Below are 22,339 nucleotides of genomic sequence, written 5' to 3'. Positions count from 1 at the left end.
CGCGGACATGCATCAGGGATGCAACGGCAGCTCGCTCAGAGCCGGCCGACCGATTTCTCCAGCAGGCCCCACGCCTCGGCGCCGAACTTGGTCTTCCACTCGGTGTAGAAGCCGGCGGTGCGCAGCGCGTCGCGGAACGGCTTGGTGTCGACCTTGTTGAAGGTCACGCCGGCCGCCTGCATGTCCGCCTGCGCCTTCTCGTTGAAGCTCTGGATGTCCTGGCGCTCCTTGACGGCGGCCTCCGACAGCGCCGCGGTGATGGCGTCGCGGACGTCGGCAGGCATGACATTCCAGCGCGCTGCATTGGCGAAGATGTAGTGGCCGTCCCAGATATGGCCTGATAGCGCGATGTACTTCTGCACCTCGTAGAGCTTGGCACTCTGGATCAGCGCCAGCGGATTCTCCTGGCCGTCGACGATGCGGGTCTGCAGGGCCGCATAGAGCTCGCCGAAATTGATCGGCGTCGGCGCCGCGCCGAGCGTCTTGAACAGCGTCACCCACAACGGATTGCCGGGCACGCGGATCTTGAAGCCCTTGAGATCGTCGGGCGAGGCGATCGGCTTGGCGCCGGAGGTGATGTTGCGATAGCCATTGTCGAGGCATTTCGGGAGCACGTGCAGGCCGACCTTGGCGAACTCGCCGCGCACATGGTTGCCGAGATCGCCGTCCATCGCCGACCACACCTGGTCGTAACTCTCGAACGCGAACGCCACCGCATTGATGCCGCCGATCGGCACCACCGTCTGGTTCACACCTGACGTCGACATGAAGTCGAGCGCGCCGCTGCGCACCTGCGAGAACATGTCGGGCTCGCTGCCGAGCTGGCTGTTCGGATAGACCTGCAGGTCGACCAGACCATTGGTCTGCTTCTTGATGACCTCCGACGCCTCGATGATCCGGACGACGCCGGGATGGGTGGCGGGAAACGCCGTGCCGTAGCGCAGGCGATACTTCGCCGACTGCGCCCGGGCGGGCGTGAACGCCAAGGCCGAGACTCCCGCGAGCGCGGTGCCGACGAAACTGCGACGAGACATGGATGTGGGCAAAGACACTGGCAAACCTCCCCTGCCGGCCCGCTGCGGAGCCTTTGTATGTCATTCCTATATTCCAAGGCTATAAGGGATACCAGCTAGGCTTTCAATCATAAACTTGTATCCAAGAACTGGGATTGCTATACGACGGCAGCTCGCGGTCGAAATGGGCGAGAAGGGATGGAGGAACGCGTGAAGAGCCTCGTGGCGGAGCGGCCCGGCCGCCTGTCGATCGAAACGCGCCCGGTTCCCGAGCCTTCGGCAGGCGAGGTCCGCATCAAGGTCGAGCGCGCCGGAATCTGCGGCTCCGACATCCACATCCTCCACGGCAGCAACCCGTTCGCGCGCTATCCGCGCGTGATCGGCCATGAATTCTTCGGCCGCATCGACAAGCTCGGCGACGGTGTCAGCGCACGGCTCGGCGCCCGCGTGGTGGTCGATCCCGTGGTGGCCTGCGGCCAATGCTATCCCTGCTCGGTCGGCCGCCCCAACGTCTGCGCCCATCTCGCCGTGCTCGGCGTCCACCGCGACGGCGGCTTTTCCGAATATGCCTGCGTGCCGGCGGCCAACGCGCATCTGCTGCCGGACAGCGTCGACGACGACCAGGCGCCGCTGGTCGAGCCGTTCTCGATCGCCGCCAACATTACCGACCACACCCGCGTGTTCGCCTCTGACGTCGCGCTGGTCTATGGCGCGGGCCCGATCGGACTGACCGTGATCCAGGTGCTCAAGCACGTCTACGGCGTGAAGCAGCTGATCGTCACCGATCGCATCGATGCCCGGCTCGAAGCGGCGCGGTACAACGGCGCCGACCGCGTCATCAACACCGCCAGCACCGCCCTGCCCGAGGCCCTCGCCGCGGCCGATGTGACGCCGACCTTGATCATCGATGCCGCCTGCCATCCCGCCATTCTCGCCGAGGCCATCGAGATCGCCTCGCCTGCCGCACGCATCGGCCTGCTCGGCTTTTCGGCCGAGCCGTCGACCATCGTGCAGCAGAAGGTGACCGCCAAGGAGCTCGCGATCCACGCTTCCAGGCTCAACAGCGGCAAGTTCGTCAAGGTCGTCGACTGGTTCGCGCGCGGCACGCTGCAACCCGAGCGTCTGATCACCCACCGCTTCGGGCTCGACGCCTACGCGACCGCGTTCGACACGTTCGAGCACAATCAGACCGAATGCTGCAAAGTGCAGCTGATCTTCTGAGAGCTCCCGGCATGGACCGCCTCAGCCCCGCCACGCTCCGCCGCCTGCCCGCCGGCGTCCTCGCGCCGGATTACGACCGCGCGGCGGTCGCGACCGGCATCGTCCATCTCGGGCTCGGCGCGTTTCATCGGGGCCATCAGGCGGTCTACACGGATGCGCTGCTCAAGGACGATCCGCGCTGGGGCATCCTCGGCGTCTCCTTGCGCTCGCCAGACACACGCGACGCGCTGCAGCCGCAAGGCGGGCTCTACAGCGTGACGGCGAGCGACGGTGCCGGACAGCAGCGGCAGGTCATCGGCGCACTCACCGGGCTTGCGGTCGCGCCGGATGATCCGGCTGACCTACTCAAGCGCCTCGCCGATCCCGCTGTCCGTATCATCTCCACCACTGTGACCGAGAAGGGCTACAGCCACGATCCGGCCACCGGCGCACTGCGCGCTGACGATCCCGACATCCGCCACGACAGCATCAACCTCGCGCATCCTCGCAGCACGCTCGGATTCATCGTCAGCGGCCTGCGGCTGCGGCGGCAGCAGGGCCTGCCGCCCTACACGGTGCTCGCCTGCGACAACCTTCCCGCCAACGGCCACACCCTGCGCGGCCTCGCCATCGCCTTCGCCGAGCTGGTCGACCGCAATCTCGCCAAGTGGATCGCGGACGAGGTGTGTTTCCCCTCGACCATGGTCGACCGCATCGTGCCGGCGACCACCGATGCCGACCGCGCCGAGATCGGCGCCGCGCTCGGGCTCGACGATGCCTGGCCTGTCGTGACCGAGCCGTTCAGCCAATGGGTGATCGAGGACGATTTCGGCGGCGAGCGCCCGGCCTGGGACGTCAGCGGCGCCCAGTTCGTCCGCGACGTCGCGCCGTTCGAGCTGATGAAGCTCCGGTTGCTCAACGGCGCACACTCCACCATCGCCTATCTCGGCTATCTCATGGGCTGCGAGACGGTTGCCGCGGCCATGGCCGAGCCCGACCTCGCCGGCCTCGTCGAGGACATGATGTGCGACGAGGTCACGCCGACTCTGCCCGCGCTCGGCGGCTTCGACGTGACAGCCTATCGCGCCGCACTGCTGCAACGCTTCCGCAATCCGGCGCTGAAGCATCTGACAGCGCAGATCGCGATGGACGGCTCGCAGAAGCTGCCGCAGCGCCTGCTCGGCACCATCAGCGACCGGCTCGCCCGCGGCCAGCCGATCACCCGCCTCGCGCTCGCCGTCGCCGGGTGGATGCGCTACGTCAGCGGCACCGACGAACACCGCCAGCCGATCGCGCTGCGCGACCCGCTGGCGGCCAGACTGCGGGCCCTGGCGGATGACGCCGGCCCGGTTGCGGGCCGGCTTGCGCCCGCATTGTTGTCGGTCACATCGGTGTTCGGCACCGAGCTGCCGAACGATCCTCGCTTCACAGATGCCGTGGAAACCGCGCTGGAAAGCCTGCTGAAGACAGGAACTCGGATCACGGTGGCGCAGACTCGCCGGACCGCGCGCTGATCCTGACCTGGTCGCCGAAGACGGACTGTCGACCAGGATCTACGGACGAAAGCGAGCCATGTCTGCCCGCTTAATCCCTCACGACACCAACCAACGAGCAAGCTACATTGATCCGCAGAAGAATGAGCGGGCTTCAATGCGATACTTTGGTCTTGGTCTCCTGATCCTGATTTCGATATCCGCGGCAGCGCTTGCAGACGAAGCCGCGTTCAAGCGTCAGCTCTACCGGCATCTCATGGCAAATTCCTGGGCGATCCCAGAACGATTGAGAACCAAGACAGTTCACGTGGGAGTTGTCTTTTCGATCGATCGGGACGGCAAGATCTTGAACGCGACGGTTGACCAGAGCTCCGGCTCGGCCGACGACGATGCAGACGTTCTCGCAGGGCTGCGGCGCATGCGACCATTTCCGCCCGTCCCGGACGACCTGAACGTGCCGTTCGAGATCAAGACGACGTTCAATCTGGGCATGCAGAAGCGCATCGCCCATGTAGAGCTGCAATGGCCTCCAACCTCCGACACGTCCGGCCCCGAGATCTCCTATCGCAGCGAGGTCCAACACCAGTTGCGGATCGGTCCGCTCGTCCTGTCCGACGATGTCAAGAACGCCACCGAGATCCGCTCGATCATCACCTTTTCGATCGATCGCGACGGAAACCTCGTCGACGTGAAAATGATCAAGACTTTTGGCGTGAAAGCCGTCGACGATCAGACGATCGCTTGGCTCCGGTCGGTCCAACCTTTCCCAAAGATCCCGGCAGAGCTCAGGGCGCCGATGAAACTGACAGCTGAGCTGGTCATCTCTCCCAAGGGAATCTGGAACGACGAAGAGGCCCGTCGAAAGGTCAACGGCGTCTGCCGGGGCTGCTGACCAGAACGTCGTGGAGAGTTTGCCTCACGTACCCGGCAGCAGCTTGCCCGGGTTCATCAGCCCATGCGGATCGAGCGTGCGCTTGAGCTGTTGCATCAGCTCTAGCTCGAGCGGCGGCTTGCACAGCGGCATCTCGGATGTACGGAGCTGGCCGATGCCGTGCTCGGCGCTGATCGAGCCGCGGCGGCGGGTGATCTCGTCATGCACGAGGCGTGTGATGCGCGGGCCGTGGGCGTAGAACGCGTCCTCGGTCATCGCCAGCGGACGCATCAGATTGTAGTGCAGATTGCCGTCGCCGAGATGGCCGAATACCATCGGGCGGATGCCGGGCAGCGCCGCGCCGACCGCCGCGTCCATGACGTCGACGAAATCGGCGATCTCGGCGACCGGCACGGCGATGTCGTGCTTCAACGCCTTGCCCTCGCGCACCAGCGCCTCCGACACGCTCTCGCGCACGCGCCAGAATGCCTTCGCCTGCGTGCCGTCCTGCGCGACGACGGCGTCGGCGACGAGGCCCTGCGCCATCGCCTCCCCCAGCGCGGTTTCAAACCGCGTGGTCAGCGCGCGCTCGTCGCCGATGTCGCTGAGCTCGATCAGCACGGCGGCCTCAGGCAGCGCCGCGAAGGGCAGCCGCGTGTCCGGCATCTGCCGCAGGATCATCTCCAGCGTCGCCGCGGTCAGGAACTCGAACGCCGACAGGCGATCGCCGCAATGGGCGCGTGACAGCCGCAGCAGCTCCAGCGCGGCGGCCGCATCGGCGAGCGCGACGAAGGCCGTGGCGCGCGCGGTCGGCTGCGGAAACAGTTTCAGCACCGCGCCAGTGATGATGCCGAGCGTGCCTTCCGAGCCGATGAAGAGATCGCGCAGCGCATAGCCGGTGTTGTCCTTGCGCAAGGCGCGCAGGCCGTCCCAGATGCGGCCATCCGGCAGCACCACTTCGAGGCCGAGCGTGAGCTCGCGCATCACGCCATAGCGCAGCACGGCGACGCCGCCGGCGTTGGCCGCGAGATTGCCGCCGACGGTGCAGCTCCCCTCGGACCCGAGGCTGAGTGGAAACAGCAGGCCGGCCGCGCCGGCGGCCTCCTGCACCTTCGCCAGCACGACGCCGGCATCGACCACCATGGTCTGGCCGATGGGATCGAGCGCGCGGATGCGGTTCATCCGCGCCAGCGACAGCACGATCGCCCCGCCGCTCGCATCCGGTGTCGCGCCGCCGGACAGGCTCGTGTGGCCGCCCTGCGGCACCACGGCGACGCGGGCCTCGGCGCAGGCCGCCATGACCGCGGAGACCTCTGCCGTCGACGCAGGACGCACGACGGCGATGGCAGCGCCACGATACTTGCCCAGCCAGTCGCGCAGATATGGCGCCTGATCTTCGGCTGCGACGAGAACATGCGCTGCGCCGACGGCGCTCTGCAGCCTTTCGATCAGCTCCGTCATGACGCGCGATCCAACCCTTTGATGACCTGAGATGGCGATGCGCACAAACTAACAGCTCCGCCGATCGCGGCCCCAATACCAAGTTGTCCGCCGTCCATAATCGATTGTTATGGGCGAGGATCAGGCCGGTGCCAGCGCCATCGGCGGGTCGATATGCGGGACGGCGTCGACCAGCTCGCGCGTGTAGTCGGTCTGCGGATTGGCGAACAGCGCCCGGCTCTCGCCCTGCTCGATGATGAGGCCTGTGCGCAGCACGATGGTACGGTCGCACATCATGCGCACGACATTGAGATCGTGGCTGACGAACAGGAAGGCGAGGTTGTCCTCGCGCCGAAGCCGGTTCAGGAGCTGCAGCACCACGGCCTGAACGGAGACGTCGAGCGCCGCGGTCGGCTCGTCCAGCACCAGCAGCCGCGGCTTGCAGGCAATTGCGCGGGCAATGCCGACGCGCGCCTTCTGCCCGCCAGAGAGCTGATGCGGAAAGCGCGACAGCAGCTCGCGCGGCAGGCCGACACGCTCGGCGCATTCCTCGACGCGCTGGCGCAGCTTGTCACCGCTGCGCATGTTCATCAGCCGCAGCAGCGGATGGGCGATGCAGTCGAACGCCGTGTAGCGCGGATTGAGGCTGTCGTTCGGATCCTGGAAGACGATCTGGATGTCCCTGCGCAGCTCGGAACGGTGGAAGTCGCGCGCCGGGATCTGGCCGATGGACTGGCCGTCGAACAGGATCTCGCCGGCGCTGGCATCGATCAGCCGGCAGATCATGCGCGACGTCGTGCTCTTGCCGGAGCCGCTCTCGCCGACCAGGCCGACGCTCTCGCCGCCGCGCATGGTCATCGAGAAGTCCGCGACGCCCACGGTGCCGTCGTCGAAACGCTTGCTGACAGTCCTGACGTCGAGCAGCAGCGGCGTGCCGTGCGGCGGAGGCGGCAGCTCGCTTATCTCGACCAACGGAAGCCTCTCGCCATCGGGCACCAGATCCTCGATGCGCGAGGTCGCCGTCGGCGACGCCGCGACCAGCCGTTTGGTGTAGGGGTGCTGCGGCCGATGGAACAGCGTGAGCGGCTCGGCCTCCTCGACCAGCCTGCCCTGCTCCATCACCGCGACGCGCGCGCAGTAGCGCGCGGCCAGCCCGAGATCATGCGTGATCAGGATCGTCGCCATGCCGCGGTCGCCGGCGATATGAGCGAGCAGGTCCATCACCACCTTCTGCGTGGTGACGTCGAGGCCGGTGGTCGGCTCGTCCGCGATCAGCAGCTGCGGGCTGCAGGAGATCGCGATCGCGATCATCACCCGTTGGCACATGCCGCCGGAGAGCTCATGCGGATAGGCGCTCATGCGCCGCTTGGGATCGCGGATCTGCACGGCCTTCAAGAGTTGCAGCGCCTCGGCCTGCGCCTCCTGCCGCGACAGCCGTCTATGCGCAAGGATCGCATCCGCAATCTGCTGGCCGACGGTGCGGATGGGATTGAGCGCCGCGCGCGGGTTCTGGAAGATCATCGCCATCGCAGCACCATGCAGGCTGCGCAGATCGGCGCCGCCGGCGCGGGTGATGTCCTGGCCCTTGAAGCGGATCCGACCGTCGGTGATCCGGCCGGCCTTGTCGAGCAGGTGGGTGATGGCAAAGCCGGTCACCGATTTGCCGGAGCCGCTCTCGCCGACGAGGCCAAGCATCTCACCCGGTGCCAGCGAAAGAGACACGCCGCGCACGGCCTCGACGATGCCACGGCGGGTGGAGAAGGAGACCTTGAGGTTCTCGACCTCGAGCAGCGGTGCGCTCACGTTCTCATCCTCGGATGCGCCACGCTGATCATCTTCAATTCGCCCGTCATGTGCGCATCCGGGGATCGAGGATATCGCGCAGGCCGTCGCCGAGCAGATTGAAGCACAGCACCGCGCTCATCAGCGCAAGTCCGGGAAACGCCACCAGCCACCAGCGCCCGGTGGAGATGAAGCGCGCGCCCTCGGCGACCATGATGCCCCATTCCGGCGTCGGCGGCTTGACGCCGAGGCCGATGAAGGAGAGGCCCGCGGCATTGAGGATCGCCCAGCCGAGATTGAGCGACATCTGCACCGCCATCGCCGGCAGCACGTTCGGCAACAGGAAGCGCAGCACGACCGCGACATGGCTCTCGCCGCAGGCCCGCGCGGCCTCGACCCAGCCGAGATTGCGGCGGATGTTCACTTCGGCGCGGGCGAAGCGGATGTAGAACGGCAGATTGATGATCGCGGTCGCGATCACGATGTTCTCGACGCGGTTGCCGAGCGCGGCGACCATCGCCATCGCCAGCACGAACAGCGGGAACGCCATCAGGACGTCGATGAAGCGGCCGACCGCCTTGTCGAGCCGGCCGCCGGCATAGCCGCAGAGTGCACCGATCACCGAGCCGAGCGCGAAGGACACAGCAACCGCCGTCACCGCGATCGTGAGGTCGAGCCGGCTCGCGACGATCAGGCGGCTGAGCACATCGCGACCGAGCTGGTCGGTGCCGAACCAGTGCGCCGCGCTCGGCGGCTGCAGCGCCTGCGGTACGTCGGAGACGACCGGATCATAGGGCGCGAGCCACGGCGCAAAGATCGCGATCAGAGCCAGCAGCAGCGCACCGCCAGCCGCGACGGCGGTGACCGGATTGCCGCGCAGCACGAAGGCAGTGTGGCGCAGGGTCGACGAGGCCTCGATCGTGCTCATGCTCACGCCACCGTCGCCCTGGGATCGGCGATGCCATAGAGTACATCGACCAGCAGATTGACGATCACGAAGATCGTCGCCATCAGCAGCACGAAGCCCTGCACCGGCGCGTAGTCGGAGACCAGCAGCGCATCGAGCGCGTAGGAGGCGACGCCGGGCCAGGAGAACACCTTCTCCACCAGCACATTGGCGCCGAGCATGGTCGAGAACACGATCCCGGCGATGGTGATGACCGGCAGGATCGCGTTCCTCAGCGCATAGGTCACGACGATGCGCCACCACGACAGCCCGACCGAGCGCGCCGTGCGCACGAAGTCGCTGCCGAGCGACACCAGCATCGAGGCGCGGGTGATGCGCGCCAGCGGCGCGATCACGAACAGCGCCATGGTCAGTGCCGGCAGCATCAGCTGCCGGGCCGCCGCCCACCAGCCCTCGACATCGCCGGCGAGCAGGAAGTCGATGATCAGGAAGCCGGTCCGCGACGGCGGCAGTGTGGCGAAGATATCGATGCGGCCCGTGGGGTCCGGCGCCAGGCCGAGCAGATAATAGAACACGTAGATCAGCAGCAGACCGGAGACGAAGGTCGGAACGCAGACGCCGAGCGAGCAGAACAGCCGCACGCCGTGATCGACCAGCGAGCCCGGCCGCAGCGCAGCCAGCACGCCGAGCGGCACCGCCGACACCAGCGCGATCAGCAGCGCCGTCAGGGTCAATTCGAGCGAGGCCGGCAGCCGCTCCTTGAGATCCTTGGCGACCGCCTGCCCGGTCATCATCGAGCGGCCGAGATTGCCGCGGCCGACGTCGTAGAGATAGATCGCGAGCTGGTTCGGCAGCGGCTTGTCGAGCCCGAGCTGCCGGCGGATGACCTCGATCTCCTCCTGGCCGGCATTGGGGCCGGAGGCAAAGAACACGGCCGGATCCCCCGGCAGCACGCGCATCAGCAGGAAGGTGAAGACCAGGACCCCGAACAGCGCCGGCAGCGACGAGACGAAGCGTCGTCCCGCCCGAGCCAAGGTTGCGACGATCGTGCCCATGGTTATCAGCCGTCCCCGTTACTTGCGACTCAGGTTACGATAATCGACCTGCCGCGTGAACTGGTAGACGTAGCCGTCCACCGTCGGCTGCATCACCGCGTCCTGCGCCGCCTGCCAGATCGGGATCTGGAACATCTGGTCGAAATGGATGGCGTTGAGCGCCTTGCCCTGCTCTTCATATTTCGCCTTGTCGGCCTCGAAGCGCGCCTCCTGCGCGATCTTCTCCAGCTCGGCATTGTCAGTCGAGGAATAGTTCCAGCGCTGCTTGCCCGTGTAGAAGTTGCGATAGAAGTAGTCGGTCGAGGGCAGCCAGGCGACGATGCCTTCGGTGAAGAACGGCAGCTTCTTCTCGTTGATCGCGGTCGACATCTGCGCATCCGGCAGCTTCTGGATGTCCACCTTGATGCCGATCTTGGCGAGCGATTCCTTGACCAGCGCGGCCATCGGCTCGGCGGTCGCCGCCTGGCCGACATTGAAGCTGAAGGTGGTGGAGAAGCCGTCCGCCATGCCGGCGTTCTTCAGATAGGCCTTGGCCTTCTCCAGATCGAGCTTGATCGGCTGCGGGATCGGATAGCCGCCGCTCGGCGGCTTGCCGTCGGCCCACGTCGCGCCGTAGAGCGGCGCGCCGCGGCCGAACAAGGCCGCCTTGAACATGTCGTCATAGGGCAGCGCGTAGGCTATGGCGCGACGCACATTGACGTTGTCGAACGGCGGGATGGTGTTGTTCATCGAGATGAAGGTCACCGCGTTGTATTGCGGCGTCGAGATCACCTTCAGCTTGCCCTTGCCTTCGAGCGACTGCACGTCGCTCGCCTGCAGGTCGATGACGAGGTCGGCGTCGCCGCGCTCCACGAGGTTGGCGCGCGTCGCCGGTTCAGGCACCGACTGGATGATCAGGCGCTTGAACGCCGCCGGCTTGTCCGGCGCGCCGCGATTCCAGGCCTCGCTGCGCTTGGCGATCACCTGCTCGCCGGGCTTGAAGGTCTCGACGATGTAGGCACCGCTGCCGGCCGCGTTCTCCTTGGTCCAGTTCAGCGCCCATGGGTCTTCGGCCGTCGCATGCGCCTTGGCGAGCTTGGAGTTGATGATGATCGGATAGACGGTCGCGAGATTCGGCAGCGCCAGCTTGTCCGGCTTCGGCAAGGTCACTTCGAACGTCAGGGGATCAATGACCTTGAACTGATCGGCCGACGTCAGCGAGCCCGTCAGCAGTTGCGCCTTGCCGAGGATTGGCGCGGTGACGCAGCGGTCGAGCGACCATTTGACGTCCTCGGCCGTCACCGGCGAGCCGTCCTGGAACTTGGCGTCGGGGCGCAGCTTGAAGGTGATCTTCAAACCGTCAGAGCTGACCTGATAGGATTCAGCGAGCTCGCCGGTGATCGTGTCGAGATCGAACACCCACTTACCATTGAGCTGCTTGCGGCCGAACGACACCAGCCGGTCGTAGCTCGACATCGACAGCGCGAAGGCCTCGCGCGTCGAGCCCGGAATGTTCGGATCGAGCGTGTTGACGGTGGCACCGGTGACATAGCGCAGAGTCTCGGCGCGGCTCTGCGCATGCGCCGATGGCGCAGCCAGCATCACCGCGAGCAAGGCGGGCGCAGCGAACAACGAACGTTTGGACATCTCGAAACTCATCGCCCTTGTTCCCTCATTGGTCTCAAAATCCGGGACTGAAATACCCTGCCAGCGGTCACCGGCGACGCAAGCACATCAGATGGAAGCGCATCAGATGGGAGCGCATCAGATGGGAGCGCATCAGATGGGAGTTCAGCAGCAAATCACGTGCCACGGCGCACCTCGGCCTGCTTCACATCGTAGGCCTGGAAGTTGGCCCAATGCTTGTCGATGTCGGCCTTGAACAGCCCGCGCGTCAGCCCATGCACGAGCTTCGGCACCGCGGTGGTCATTGCATTGATGGAAGATCCCGACGCGCCGAAGCTCATCGTCGAGGCAATGGCAAACACATGGACGTCGCGGATCCACGGCGTCCGGCCAGCCACACGCTCGCACAGCGCATAGTCGTCGGCGAGATAGGGAAAGGCGCCAAGCCGGTCGTTGCGCTCGCCGGCATCGGGCGTGTAGCGATCGCACCAACGCGCGATGTTGGCGGCAAAGCGCTGCAGCTCCGGACGCTTTGCGAAGTCCATCGAGATGCCCGTCGCGCTGACCACGAAATCGACTGTGACTTCGCCTTGCGGTGTCCGCAGCACGACTCCCTCTGACGTTTCGCACGCGATCAGCACAGGCGCGCCCTCATGCAGGTGGAACGCAGCATGACGGGCGCAGCGATCATAGGTGTGCTGCGGAAAGCCCTCGCGCAACTCGAGGACCGCGCGCATGAAACGCCAGCGCCAGACGTCGTCGAGTTCGGAGAAATGCCGCAGGAAACCACGGAACGTCAGCCAGCGATAGGGTTGGATCAGTTGGATTTCCGTGCGGCGGCATAGCAGATCGACGCTGTTCGCACCGGATTCGAGCGCAGCCGCCGCATTGTCGAACGCCGAGGCACCGGCCCCGATCACGGCGACGCGGCGGCCGCGCAAGCTGTCGAAATCGATCTCGGCGCCGGAATGGGCGCAGCGCGTTGCGGGCAAATGGCGCAGCGGCTCCGGAATGCTCCAATCGCCCATCCCCTCCTGCCCGGTCGCCAGCACGATCTTGCGGGCATAGATCGTCGTCTCACCATCCTTGCTGCGCAGTGTCGCCTGCAGCAGTCCGTCAGCGGCCGGTGCGATATCGACGACTTCGCAGCCGTTGCGCACGGGAAGGTCGAGCACCTCGCGATACCAGGCGAGATAATCTGCCCAATATTCGCGCGGAATCAGATCAAGATTGCGCCAGCTCTCGCCGCCAAACTTCGCCTCGTGCCACGCCTGATAGGTCAGACAGGGGATGTCGAGATCGGGTCCGGTGAAGTCCTTCGGGCTGCGCAGGGTCGGCATGCGCGCATAGCTGAGCCACGGTCCTTCGCGGCCTGCCTCGGCTTTGTCGAGCACGAGAATGTTGCTGACGCGCGAGCGCAGCAGCGCGAAGGCGGTGGCAAGACCCGATTGGCCGCCGCCGACGATCAGCACATCGCGCGCAGGCCGGCCATCGGGACCGACGACGGGCGTCAGCCATGGCATGCTGGGATGGGCGATCCTGGCAAGATCGCCACGGACCTGGGCCGTCAGCGCGGCGAGGCCATCGCTCATGCCGGGCACCGGAATTGACACGCGCAATCGCGATCGAAACGCTCGCTGTCGCTCACGCTCTCTCCATCAGTCATGTCACCCGGCACGCGAAGCTTAGCAAAGCAGGTCCGGCACCGACCATACCGATTTGTCCGCCGCCCATAACAGCTTGTTATGGGGCGGCAGCGGCGGCTAGAGTCGACAGCCATCCACAGCGAGACAAGAGGTCGCATGCCGCTCAATCTGCGCCAGATCGAGGTGTTCCGCGCGATTATGATGACAGGCTCGATCAGCGGCGCTGCGCGGCTGCTCTCGGTGTCGCAGCCTGCGATCAGCCGGCTGCTGGCCTATACCGAGGATGGCCTCAAGCTCAAGCTGTTCGAGCGCATCAGCGGCCGGGTGCAGCCGACGCCGGAGGCCAAGCGGTTGTTCGCCGAGGTCGAGCACGTCCATCGCGGCGTCGCGCGCATCAACGACCTCGCCGACGAGCTGCGCGCCGGCGGCACGGGCACCATCCGCGTGGTGGCGAGCCCGAGCGCGGCCCACAGCATGGTGCCGGAGGCGCTGGCGCGGCTGCGCGGCCGCTTTCCAGATCTGCGCGTCGAGTTCGAATCGTTGACCCTGCTGGAGATCGTCAGCCGCGTCGGCACAGCCCGCGCCGATCTCGGCATCACTGTGCTGCCGGTCGACGAGCCGACAGTCGCGGCAGAGACGATCGCGGAGGGCGCGCTGCACGTGATCATGCCGGCCGACCATGCCCTGACGAGGCTGCGCAGCATCAGGCCGAAGGACATGCTGCCCTATCCGCTGGTCGGCTTCGGCCCGCAGACGCCTTATGGTCACATCGTCACGTCGGCCCTGGCCGGCGGCCCGGAGCCGACCACGATCGTGCGCTACACGCCCGACGCCTGCGCCATGGCCCGCGCCGGCGCGGGCCTTGCCGTGGTCGACCAATTCGTGCTGCGCGGCCGCGCCTGGCCCGACCTCGCGGCACGGCCACTCGCACCGAAGATTCCGATGCGCGCGTATCTCCTGACGCCTCGCTTCGAGCCGCTGTCTCGCAACGCGGCCGCGCTTGCGGACATTTTGCGCGGGCGCGATCGGAAGTCCGGCACGGCCAGGCGTTGAGCTACGCCGCGAGCCAGCCGCCATCCACCGGCAGCACGATGCCGGTCGTGAACGACGCCTCGTCGCTGGCCAGGAACAGCGCGGCGGCGGCGACCTCGTCGGCCGCGCCAAAGCGCTTCATCGCGTGGCGCTGGCGCGAGGCCTCGCGCACCGGCTCCGGATCGACGTGGCGCGCAAAGCTCCGGCGCAGCAGCGGCGTGTCGATCGCACCCGGCGCCAGCGCATTGACGCGGATGCCGTCGGTAGCGAAGTCGACCGCCATGGTGCGGGTCAGGCTGATGATCGCGCCCTTGGCGGCGATATAGGCGCTATTGCCTTTGCCGCCGGCGACCGCAAGCTGCGATGCCACGGTGATGATCGACCCGGCCTTCTGCTTCTGCATGATCGGCACCGCGACCTTCGCCCACAGCCAGGTGCCGCCGACATTGGCGCGGAACACCGCGTCCCAATCCATGGGATCGGTCGTGACCACGGTGCCGCCGCAGGAGAAGCCGGCAGCGGTCATCAGCACATCCAGCCGGCCGCGCGCGGCTGCCACGCTCTCGACCGTCGCCTTTGCAAAATCCGCATCACCGACATCGCCGACATACACGCGGCCCTGGCCTCCGGCCTTGGCCAGGAGCAACAGGGTTTCCTCCGCGCCTGCCGCGTCGCGGTCGACCAGCGCAACATAAGCGCCCTCGCGCGCGAACATGACGGCGCTGGCGCGGCCGATGCCGGAGCCGCCGCCGGTGATGACCGCGACCTTCGCCTTGAGCCTCATCTCAGTCTCTCCCGTACTGATCGAACCAGCGGCCGAAATGCTCGGCCGATGCCGCGCAGTCGAAGCGCGCGCGCCAGCCGAACTCCTCGGCCAGTCGCGTCGTCGACAGCCGGCCGCGGCTCGGCGCGAACACAGGCACCGTGGGCGTCTCGCCCTGCTCCGCGAGCCGGCAGACGAAGCAGGGGCGGCCTTGCGCGAAGGCGCGGCCCCAGGCCTCGGCTGTAAACGTGGCTACGCTGGAGATGTTGTAGAGCGTGTGCTGCGGCCTCTCGGCTTCCAGCAACCGGTAGACGGCGTCGGCGACGTCGACCGCATAGACCCAGTCCTTGTCGCCCGGCTCGTTCAGCAGCGCCGGCGCATTGCGCGCGCAACAGGCCGCGATCAGCGCCTGCGGCGATGGCGTGTCGCGCACGCCGCCGCCGCGCTCGAACGGGCCGAACACGGCCGACAGACGCACGCTGATCACGTCGGTTTGCCACAGGTCCGACAGCCGCGCCGCGACGCGCTCAGAGGCGAACTTGCTGATCGCATAGAGCGACACCGGCTCGCACGGCGTGCTCTCCTCCAGCACGGCAAAGCGCTGACCGCTGGCGCCGTAGGACGCCGCCGAGGACAGGTTGATGACGCGGCGGATGCCGCTGCGCCGCGCCGCCTGCAGGATCGGCACCTGCGCCAGCAGATTGACCGCGAGGATGCGCTCGGGGTCGGATGCGTCACGCTCCGGACCGGCGGTGATCGCGGCGCCCATGACAACGGCATCGCAGCCGCTGGCGATCGCGGCCGCAACAGCGCTCGCATCGGTGACGTCGCCCTGCACGAGGTGCAGACGCTCGCAATACGGCGCAAAGGCGCGCTCCGCCGCGTTCGGCAGAGCCGCTGCATCGAAGACCGTCGCGGCATGGCCGCGCTCCAGCAGGCCTTGCGCGATGTTGAGCCCGACGAAGCCGGCGCCGCCGAAGATCAGGACATGCATCAAGGAGGTCCTCGCATGGACAGCGATCGACGAGGGGCATTCAGCTCTCGCCCCACGTCATGGCCTGGCGCCGTCCCGGCCATCCACGTCCGGCGGCATCCCGGGAAGCACGTGGATGCCCGGCTCGAGCCCGGGCATGACGGCGGAGAGCGGAGCGACCGCGTCAACATGATCAGCTACTCCAACAGCTCTTCGCGTCTAGAGCAGCTTCGCCCCAAAATTCTGCTCCGGGTCCATATCCGCGACCAGGCGCCCCGTCGGCTTCGCAGCCTCGCCGCCGCTGCGGGCGAGGAACTGGCCGGAGCCGGGCGCGGCCGACAGTCTGCCGTTGTCAATGATGACGCGGCCGCGCGACAGCACGGTCACCGGCCAGCCCTGCACGCTGCGCCCCGCAAACGGCGTGTAGCCGGCGAGGTCGTGCATGGCGGCATCGCTGATCGTGACGTGCTTGTCCGGATCCCACAGCGCGATGTCGGCATCGGCGCCGATCGCGATCGCGCCCTTCCTCGGATGCAGATTGTAGATCTTGGCCGGCGCCGTCGCCGTGAGCTCGACGAACTTGTTGAGGCCGAGCCGGCCCTTTGACACCATCGCATCGAACAGCAGCGGCAGCCGCAGCTCCAGGCCCGGCAGGCCGTTGGCGATCTGCTTGAAGTTGGGGTTGGAGCCGGCGCGCAGCTTGCCGGTCTCGTCGAAGCGATACGGCGCGTGATCGGAGGAGATGGTCTGCAAATCGCCGAGCGACAGCGCCTGCCACAGCGCCTCCTGGTCGGGCGCGCGGCGCGGCGGCGGGCTGCACATCCACTTCGCGCCCTCGATGCCGGGCTTGTCGAGATCCTCGGCCGTCATGAACAGGTATTGCGGACAGGTCTCCGCGAACACCTTCAGCCCCTGCCCGCGCGCATCGCGGATCACCTTGGCGCCTTCCGCGGTCGAGACGTGGAAGATCATGATCGGCTGATCGACGAGGGCGGCCATGCCGATCAGGCGGTTGAACGCCTCGGCCTCGGAGAACCGCGCGTGGCTGATGGCGTGGTATTTCGGCGCGGTGTAGCCGCGCGACAGCAACCGCTTCACCATCCAGGAGATGATGCCATGGTTCTCGGCGTGCGCGCACAGCATGGCGCCGCCCTCGCGCGCGGCGACGAGAATGTCGAGCAGCGGCTCGTCGTCGATCTTGAGCCGGTCGTAGGTCATGAAGATCTTGATCGAGCCGTGGCCCTGGCGGATCAGCGCCGGCAGGTCGCGCTCCAGCGTCTCCCTGGTCGGATCGGCGACGATCATGTGGAACGCGTAGTCGATCACGGCACCCTTGCGCGCCAGCGCGTGATAGTCCTCGACCACCTGCGGCAACTGCATGCCGACATGCTGGGCCGCGAAGGAGATCACGGACGTGGTGCCACCGAACGCGGCCGACCTGGTGGCGCTCTCGAACGTGTCGGCGTTGACGATCCCTGCCGCCGAGAGCTGCTCGATATGGCAATGGCTGTCGACGCCGCCGGGCAGCACATATTTGCCGCGCGCGTAGATCTCGCGCTTCGCCGGGCCGAGGCCGCGGCCGATCGCCGCGATGGTCTCGCCTGTGATGGCGACATCGGCCTCGAACGTATCGGTGGTGGTGGCGACGCGCCCGCCTCGGATGATCAGGTCATAGGCCGGCTCGGTCATCGCGATCTCCTAGTTCTGCCAGATGGAACGCCGTGGACGCGAGGTGACCGCATCGGCCCCATTGCGTCAGCCGTGGCATAGTGGTTGCCTGTCACGCGCCGTCAACACTGAAGAAGCAGGTAGCTCCCATGTCCCGCCCGCGCATCACCGTGATCAATCCGAACTCCAACCAGGTGGTCACCGACGGCTTGGCGGCGGCGCTCAAGCCGCTGATGTTCGCCGACGGACCGGAGATCGTCTGCGAGACCTTGAAGGAAGGTCCCTACGGCATCGAGAGCCAGAAGGATGCCGACAGCGTCACCCTGCCGCTGCGGCGTTTCGTCGAGGGCGACAACGCATCCAGCGCGTTCGTGATCGCCTGCTACAGCGACCCTGGCCTGCACGTCTGCCGCGAGGCCACGGCACGGCCGGTGCTCGGCATCGCCGAATGCGGCGTGCTCACTGCACTGACTCGCGCCGATACGTTCGGCGTGCTCGCCATCGCGCAGCGCTCGATCCGCCGCCACATCCGCTATCTCCGCCAGATGGGCTTGATGGATCGGTTGGCCGCGGAGCGCCCGCTGGACATGACCGTGGCGGAGACGGCGTCAGGCGAAGGTACTTTGGCGAAGATGATTGCTGTCGGCCGCGCGCTGAAGGAGGAGGACGGCGCCGGTGCCATCGTCATGGGCTGCGCCGGCATGGCACGGCATCGCAAGAACCTGGAGGACGCGCTGGGAATTCCGGTGATCGATCCGACCCAGGCCGCAGTGACCATGGCGCTCGGCGCGGTGGCGTTTGCGGGGTGAGTGGTTCGCACATCCGTCGTTTGCCCCTGCACGGACCTGCCCGGCCGGCCATCTCACACTCCGCTGTCGTCCCGGCCTTGAGCCGGGACCCATAGCCGCCGGCCGACGTGAGGCAGGCAACTGTCAGCTCCGTTCCTCGATAGCTTCCGCGGTATGGGTCCCGGCGTTCGCCGGGACGACACTGTTTGTGTAGCGGCGCTGGTGCCTGACAATGCAACTGCTGATCAGCGTGGTCAGGCCCACTCTCTCTCCTGCCTCACTCCGGCGGCACCGCGCCCGTGCGGCTGGTGATCAGCCCGTAATGCTCGATCCGCCGATGCCTTGCGAAATCGAAGATCGTCTGCTTGCCGAACCGCGTCGCATCGAGATCGCAGGGTGCGACCAGCACCTCGTCGCCTTCCGTCACCGCCTCCGCGACGATCTCGCCGTCGGGATTGACGATCAGGCTGCCACCGATCAGGTGATGACCGTCCTCGACGCCGGCCTTCGCGACCGCGACGACCCAACACGAGTTGTGATAGGCGCCGGCCTGCGCGGAGAGCCGGTTGTGGAACAGGCGCTGCTGCAGTCCCTCGGCCGATTTCAATGAGTTCACCGACGGCGTGTTATAGCCGATCAGCACCAGCTCGACGTCCTGCAGCCCCATGACGCGATAGGTCTCCGGCCAACGGCGATCGTTGCAGATCGCCATGCCGATAATGCCATCGAGACTGCGCCAGACGGGAAAGCCGAGATCGCCCGGCTCAAAATAGCGCTTCTCCAGATGCTGGTGGCTGCGCTCCGGCTCGAACTCCTCGTGGCCGGGCAGATGCACCTTGCGATACTTGCCGACGACGTTGCCGGCGCGGTCGGTGAGAACTGCCGTGTTGTAGTGGTGCCCGTCCGGTGTCAGCTCGGCATAGCCGAGATACATGGCCATCTGATGCTGCGCGGCGCGATCGAACAGCGGCTGCACGGCCGCATTGGGCATCTCGCGCTCGAACCAGCTGTCGACTTCGGCCTGATCCTCCATGTACCAGCGTGGAAAAAACGTGGTCAGCGCCAGCTCCGGGTAGACGATCAGGTCGGCGTCCTTGCGCTTGGCCTCGTCCATCAGTGCGATCATGCGCGCGACGACCGCCTCGTGGCTGTCAGCGCGCTGAATCGGTCCCATCTGGGCGGCGGCGACGTTGATCACGCGCATTGCAGAACTCCTATCCGGACTCCGACGTCATTGCGAGCGAAGCGAAGCAATCCAGGGCTACACGAGGACTCTGGATTGCCTCGTCGCTTCGCTCCTCGCAATGACGAATGTGGCGACAGCGTCATGCAACACCCCTCATCGTTTCACCCCGGCCGGTACAGCACCGGCCGCGTCCGCGAGAACGACGGCCGGCCGCGCTTGAGGCCCCAGAGCGGCTGCGCCAGGGTCGCCACGGCCTCGGTCGGCGTCGCCGCATCGATGCAGACGAGATCGGCCGGCGCGCCGACCTCGATGCCGTAGTCATCGAGCCGCATCAGCCGCGCCGCGTCGTGCGTGACCATGTCGAGACACCCCGCAAGATGATCCGGCCGCGAGACGTGGCAGACGTTGGCGTAGAGGTTCGCCATCCGGATCAGCGAGCCGTCGCCATACGGCGTGAACGGGTTCAGCACGTTGTTGGTCGAGAGCGAGCAGGTCACCCCTTGCGCGCGCAGCGGCTCCAGCGGGACCACGCCGCGCGGGATCGCATGATCGTGCCGGCGCCCCATCAGATGCAGGTCGGTCGAGGGCAGCACGGTGACTGCGACGCCGGCATTGGCGAGCTGCGTTGCGATCGCGTCGAAACGCTCCGGCGGCAGCAGCGACAGCTGCGTGACGTGGCCGACCGCGACGCGTCCGCCCCAGCTGTATTCCTCCGTCTTGCGGCAGACATATTCGATCTGCATGTGATCGAGCGTCTCGGCAAGATCGAGATGCATGTCGATGTCGACGTCGCGGTCACGCGCGATCGCGAAGATGCGGTCGATCTGCGCCGGCGGGTCGGTGTCGAAATACGGGGCGGCGCCGATGGTGCGTGCGCCGCGGCGCAGGCCCTCGATCAAGAGCTCCTCGGTGCCCGGATAGTTGGTGAGCCCTTCCTGCGGAAACACGCAGATCTCGAGGTCGAGCGCCCAGGCATAGTCGCGCGCGAGCTGCTGGATCGCCTCGAAGCCGATGAAGCCGATGCCGGGATCGAGCTCGACATGGGTGCGCATCCGCATCGTGCCGTGGCTGACGCAGCGTTCAACGGTCCGCTTCGCCCTGTCATAGACATCGTCGGCCGTGAAGTTGCGCTTGGCGGCCGCAGTCTCGCGCACCGCCTCTGCCACGGTCCCTTCCCTGATCGTGCAGCGGTCGAGGATGCAGGTCTTGTCGAGATGGATGTGCGTCTCGATGAAGCCGGGCACGACGAGGCAGTTCTCGGCATCGCGCTGTTCGCCGTCGGCCTGCAATGACGGCGCGATCGCCACGATGGTGCCGTCGGAAATTCCGATATCGGCCCGGCGCAGCTCACTGTGCTGCGCCAGCACCGCATTGCGAATGATCAGGTCCATGCCGCCGTTGCCGTCGAGAATTCCAGATGCGCGCCAAGCTGGCGGCGCCGCCTGCAAAAGGCAAGCGCCATGCCAGGGCCTGACGCCGCGGGACCGCCGACCGGGATCCGAAACCATTCGTTTACAAATAACCGGCCACCCGGGACCACTTGTTTGGCGGGGAAAAACTGCTATATTGGTGCATGGAAAACGTGAACGCGTTCTGCTCAGGCCCGTCGTCAAGGCGGGCCGTTGCCGTTTTGGGGGTGGCTGTCCGATGACTCGCTCCAACCGTACGGATCACATCCGCCTGACCTCGCACCCGGTGCCAGGCGCCAAGCATAATTTCCCGCTCCACTGGGGCGCCGAAAGCGCACGCGAGCGCGGACCCGTGATCGGCACGGTATCACGTCCGCAGGACCGCAACGTGATCGGCAGCCATGGCGGTTCCTACACGGTCTACCGCGCGCTCGCGGTATCATCTGGTGCGCTCGACCCGATCCGCCGCCCCGATCTCACCAACACCCATCCCGCCGCCACGATCGGCCCGTTCGCGCAGTGGCGAGAGCCGGCGAAGATCGTCGCACTCGATCCCTGGGGTCATCTGGTGGCCGAGAATTTCGGCGGCGAGATCGCGGAAGGAATCGATATCCGGCCGACGATCGCCGTGACCAAGGCGCGGATCGAGCTTCCTGAGTTGCATGCGGCGCTCGCGGCCAAGCGCCTCGTTCATGACGGCGACGTCGTGCATGCCAATGGCAGCGTCTCCGTGGTGAAGATCGCGATCGACCCGGTGTGGTACCTGCCCGGCGTGGCCGCGCGCTTCGGCACCAGCGAGACCAGTCTGCGCCGCGGCCTGTTCGAGCAGACCGGCGGCATGTATCCGGAGCTGGTGACCCGGCCCGACCTGCAGGTATTCCTGCCGCCGATCGGCGGCACCACGGTCTATCTGTTCGGCGACGTCGACAAGCTCAATGACAGCCGGACGAAGATCACATGTCGCGTGCATGACGAGTGCAACGGCTCCGACGTGTTCGGCTCCGACATCTGCACCTGCCGCCCGTATCTGATCCACGGTATCGAAGAATGCGTTGCGGCCGGGCAGAACGGCGGCCTCGGCATCATCGTCTACAACCGCAAGGAAGGCCGCGCGCTCGGCGAAGTGACGAAGTTCCTGGTCTACAATGCGCGCAAGCGCCAGGAGGACGGCGACGCCGCGGCGGCCTATTTCGAGCGCACCGAATGCGTCGCCGGCGTGCAGGATGCGCGCTTCCAGCAGTTGATGCCCGACGTCATCCACTGGCTCGGCGTCAAACGCATCGACCGCTTCATCTCGATGAGCGACATGAAGCATGACGCGCTGGTGGGCCAGGGTGTCGACATCGTCGAGCGCGTGCCGATCCCCGACGAGCTGATCCCGGCGGATGCCCATGTCGAGATCGCGGCCAAGAAGGCCGCCGGCTATTTCTCGCTGGAGCCGCAGAAGCCCGAGGCGCTCGGCGACACCGTCGGCCGACCGCTCGAGAAGTACTGAGCGCAGCAGCCGA

Annotated in this window: 18 protein-coding genes; 6 read left to right on the top strand and 12 right to left on the bottom strand. The window is 66.6% G+C overall.

Annotated elements, in window-relative coordinates:
* Positions 1-35: 35 nt before the first annotated feature.
* A complete protein-coding gene (locus ACQR1E_RS14610; RefSeq protein WP_434897207.1) occupies positions 36-1,052 on the bottom strand; it encodes a TRAP transporter substrate-binding protein in 1,017 nt (338 codons plus the stop codon).
* Between the two features lie 171 nt (positions 1,053-1,223).
* Between ACQR1E_RS14610 and ACQR1E_RS14605 the strand changes: the two genes are divergently transcribed.
* Genes ACQR1E_RS14605 through ACQR1E_RS14595 form a run of 3 tightly spaced genes read left to right on the top strand, consistent with a single transcriptional unit; the run spans position 1,224 to position 4,598 of the window.
* Entirely contained in the window at positions 1,224-2,234 is a 1,011-nt protein-coding gene (locus ACQR1E_RS14605) for a Zn-dependent oxidoreductase (RefSeq protein ID WP_434897206.1), read from the top strand.
* 11 nt (positions 2,235-2,245) lie between these two features.
* Entirely contained in the window at positions 2,246-3,727 is a 1,482-nt protein-coding gene (locus ACQR1E_RS14600; protein ID WP_434897205.1) for a mannitol dehydrogenase family protein, read from the top strand.
* 58 nt (positions 3,728-3,785) lie between these two features.
* The gene (locus ACQR1E_RS14595) at positions 3,786-4,598 is read left to right on the top strand and encodes a TonB family protein (RefSeq protein ID WP_434897204.1); all 813 of its coding nucleotides are present in this window, start codon (positions 3,786-3,788) and stop codon (positions 4,596-4,598) included.
* Between the two features lie 24 nt (positions 4,599-4,622).
* Here ACQR1E_RS14595 and ACQR1E_RS14590 read toward each other — a convergent pair whose 3' ends face one another.
* The 6 genes from ACQR1E_RS14590 to ACQR1E_RS14565 all read right to left on the bottom strand — a co-directional run bounded on the left by ACQR1E_RS14590 (position 4,623) and on the right by ACQR1E_RS14565 (position 12,958).
* Positions 4,623-6,038, bottom strand: coding sequence for an FAD-binding oxidoreductase (locus ACQR1E_RS14590; RefSeq protein ID WP_315827052.1), 1,416 nt, complete (start codon positions 6,036-6,038; stop codon positions 4,623-4,625).
* A gap of 120 nt (positions 6,039-6,158) precedes the next feature.
* Entirely contained in the window at positions 6,159-7,820 is a 1,662-nt protein-coding gene (nikE, locus tag ACQR1E_RS14585; RefSeq protein WP_315750320.1) for an ABC transporter ATP-binding protein, read from the bottom strand.
* Positions 7,821-7,866: 46 nt separating this feature from the next.
* Positions 7,867-8,727, bottom strand: a complete 861-nt coding sequence (locus ACQR1E_RS14580) for an ABC transporter permease (protein WP_315750319.1) — start codon at positions 8,725-8,727, stop codon at positions 7,867-7,869.
* 2 nt (positions 8,728-8,729) lie between these two features.
* Positions 8,730-9,761 (bottom strand): ABC transporter permease, encoded by a 1,032-nt coding sequence (locus ACQR1E_RS14575; protein WP_315750318.1) that lies wholly within the window; start codon positions 9,759-9,761, stop codon positions 8,730-8,732.
* A gap of 18 nt (positions 9,762-9,779) precedes the next feature.
* Positions 9,780-11,399: an ABC transporter substrate-binding protein gene (locus tag ACQR1E_RS14570; RefSeq protein WP_315750317.1), complete on the bottom strand. Its 1,620-nt coding sequence runs from the start codon at positions 11,397-11,399 to the stop codon at positions 9,780-9,782.
* 143 nt (positions 11,400-11,542) lie between these two features.
* Positions 11,543-12,958, bottom strand: coding sequence for an NAD(P)/FAD-dependent oxidoreductase (locus ACQR1E_RS14565; RefSeq protein WP_315750316.1), 1,416 nt, complete (start codon positions 12,956-12,958; stop codon positions 11,543-11,545).
* A 210-nt stretch (positions 12,959-13,168) separates the two neighbouring features.
* Between ACQR1E_RS14565 and ACQR1E_RS14560 the strand changes: the two genes are divergently transcribed.
* Positions 13,169-14,065 carry a LysR substrate-binding domain-containing protein gene (locus tag ACQR1E_RS14560; protein ID WP_315750315.1) on the top strand — a complete coding sequence of 299 codons (897 nt, stop codon included), beginning with the start codon at positions 13,169-13,171 and terminating at the stop codon, positions 14,063-14,065.
* Position 14,066: 1 nt separating this feature from the next.
* On the opposite strand, the gene ACQR1E_RS14555 is transcribed toward ACQR1E_RS14560, so the two are convergent.
* From ACQR1E_RS14555 to hydA, 3 genes are all read right to left on the bottom strand, one after another.
* Positions 14,067-14,828: an SDR family oxidoreductase gene (locus ACQR1E_RS14555; RefSeq protein WP_316171556.1), complete on the bottom strand. Its 762-nt coding sequence runs from the start codon at positions 14,826-14,828 to the stop codon at positions 14,067-14,069.
* A gap of 1 nt (position 14,829) precedes the next feature.
* Complete coding sequence (locus ACQR1E_RS14550) at positions 14,830-15,801, bottom strand: NAD-dependent epimerase/dehydratase family protein (RefSeq protein ID WP_316193116.1); 972 nt, start codon at positions 15,799-15,801, stop codon at positions 14,830-14,832.
* Between the two features lie 198 nt (positions 15,802-15,999).
* Positions 16,000-17,469, bottom strand: a complete 1,470-nt coding sequence (gene hydA / locus ACQR1E_RS14545) for a dihydropyrimidinase (RefSeq protein ID WP_316193117.1) — start codon at positions 17,467-17,469, stop codon at positions 16,000-16,002.
* A gap of 128 nt (positions 17,470-17,597) precedes the next feature.
* Here hydA and ACQR1E_RS14540 point away from each other — a divergent pair, with 128 nt between their 5' ends.
* Positions 17,598-18,257 carry an aspartate/glutamate racemase family protein gene (locus tag ACQR1E_RS14540; protein ID WP_316193118.1) on the top strand — a complete coding sequence of 220 codons (660 nt, stop codon included), beginning with the start codon at positions 17,598-17,600 and terminating at the stop codon, positions 18,255-18,257.
* 256 nt (positions 18,258-18,513) lie between these two features.
* Here ACQR1E_RS14540 and ACQR1E_RS14535 read toward each other — a convergent pair whose 3' ends face one another.
* Both ACQR1E_RS14535 and ACQR1E_RS14530 read right to left on the bottom strand, forming a co-directional pair.
* Complete coding sequence (locus ACQR1E_RS14535; RefSeq protein WP_434841264.1) at positions 18,514-19,440, bottom strand: N-carbamoyl-D-amino-acid hydrolase; 927 nt, start codon at positions 19,438-19,440, stop codon at positions 18,514-18,516.
* Positions 19,441-19,583: 143 nt separating this feature from the next.
* Positions 19,584-20,813, bottom strand: a complete 1,230-nt coding sequence (locus ACQR1E_RS14530) for an amidohydrolase family protein (protein WP_316193120.1) — start codon at positions 20,811-20,813, stop codon at positions 19,584-19,586.
* 256 nt (positions 20,814-21,069) lie between these two features.
* Here ACQR1E_RS14530 and ACQR1E_RS14525 point away from each other — a divergent pair, with 256 nt between their 5' ends.
* Positions 21,070-22,326, top strand: coding sequence for a GTP cyclohydrolase II (locus ACQR1E_RS14525; protein WP_315717746.1), 1,257 nt, complete (start codon positions 21,070-21,072; stop codon positions 22,324-22,326).
* Positions 22,327-22,339: the final 13 nt, after the last annotated feature.

It is taken from the genome of Bradyrhizobium sp. HKCCYLRH1030 (assembly GCF_051168395.1).
GTDB lineage: Bacteria > Pseudomonadota > Alphaproteobacteria > Rhizobiales > Xanthobacteraceae > Bradyrhizobium.
The sequence above is the reverse complement of the archived record's forward strand: the minus strand, read 5'-3'. Positions and strand labels throughout refer to the sequence as shown.

What these genes read in the sequence shown, in the direction of transcription:
- ACQR1E_RS14600 (WP_434897205.1), top strand. Translation starts at nt 2,246, where the DNA reads ATGGACCGCCTCAGCCCCGCCACGCTCCGCCGCCTGCCCGCCGGCGTC.
- ACQR1E_RS14595 (WP_434897204.1), top strand. Translation starts at nt 3,786, where the DNA reads ATGTCTGCCCGCTTAATCCCTCACGACACCAACCAACGAGCAAGCTAC.
- ACQR1E_RS14590 (WP_315827052.1), bottom strand. Translation starts at nt 6,038, where the DNA reads ATGACGGAGCTGATCGAAAGGCTGCAGAGCGCCGTCGGCGCAGCGCAT.
- ACQR1E_RS14580 (WP_315750319.1), bottom strand. Translation starts at nt 8,727, where the DNA reads ATGAGCACGATCGAGGCCTCGTCGACCCTGCGCCACACTGCCTTCGTG.
- ACQR1E_RS14575 (WP_315750318.1), bottom strand. Translation starts at nt 9,761, where the DNA reads ATGGGCACGATCGTCGCAACCTTGGCTCGGGCGGGACGACGCTTCGTC.
- ACQR1E_RS14570 (WP_315750317.1), bottom strand. Translation starts at nt 11,399, where the DNA reads ATGAGTTTCGAGATGTCCAAACGTTCGTTGTTCGCTGCGCCCGCCTTG.
- ACQR1E_RS14565 (WP_315750316.1), bottom strand. Translation starts at nt 12,958, where the DNA reads ATGAGCGATGGCCTCGCCGCGCTGACGGCCCAGGTCCGTGGCGATCTT.
- ACQR1E_RS14560 (WP_315750315.1), top strand. Translation starts at nt 13,169, where the DNA reads ATGCCGCTCAATCTGCGCCAGATCGAGGTGTTCCGCGCGATTATGATG.
- ACQR1E_RS14555 (WP_316171556.1), bottom strand. Translation starts at nt 14,828, where the DNA reads ATGAGGCTCAAGGCGAAGGTCGCGGTCATCACCGGCGGCGGCTCCGGC.
- ACQR1E_RS14550 (WP_316193116.1), bottom strand. Translation starts at nt 15,801, where the DNA reads ATGCATGTCCTGATCTTCGGCGGCGCCGGCTTCGTCGGGCTCAACATC.
- hydA (WP_316193117.1), bottom strand. Translation starts at nt 17,469, where the DNA reads ATGACCGAGCCGGCCTATGACCTGATCATCCGAGGCGGGCGCGTCGCC.
- ACQR1E_RS14540 (WP_316193118.1), top strand. Translation starts at nt 17,598, where the DNA reads ATGTCCCGCCCGCGCATCACCGTGATCAATCCGAACTCCAACCAGGTG.
- ACQR1E_RS14535 (WP_434841264.1), bottom strand. Translation starts at nt 19,440, where the DNA reads ATGCGCGTGATCAACGTCGCCGCCGCCCAGATGGGACCGATTCAGCGC.
- ACQR1E_RS14530 (WP_316193120.1), bottom strand. Translation starts at nt 20,813, where the DNA reads ATGGACCTGATCATTCGCAATGCGGTGCTGGCGCAGCACAGTGAGCTG.
- ACQR1E_RS14525 (WP_315717746.1), top strand. Translation starts at nt 21,070, where the DNA reads ATGACTCGCTCCAACCGTACGGATCACATCCGCCTGACCTCGCACCCG.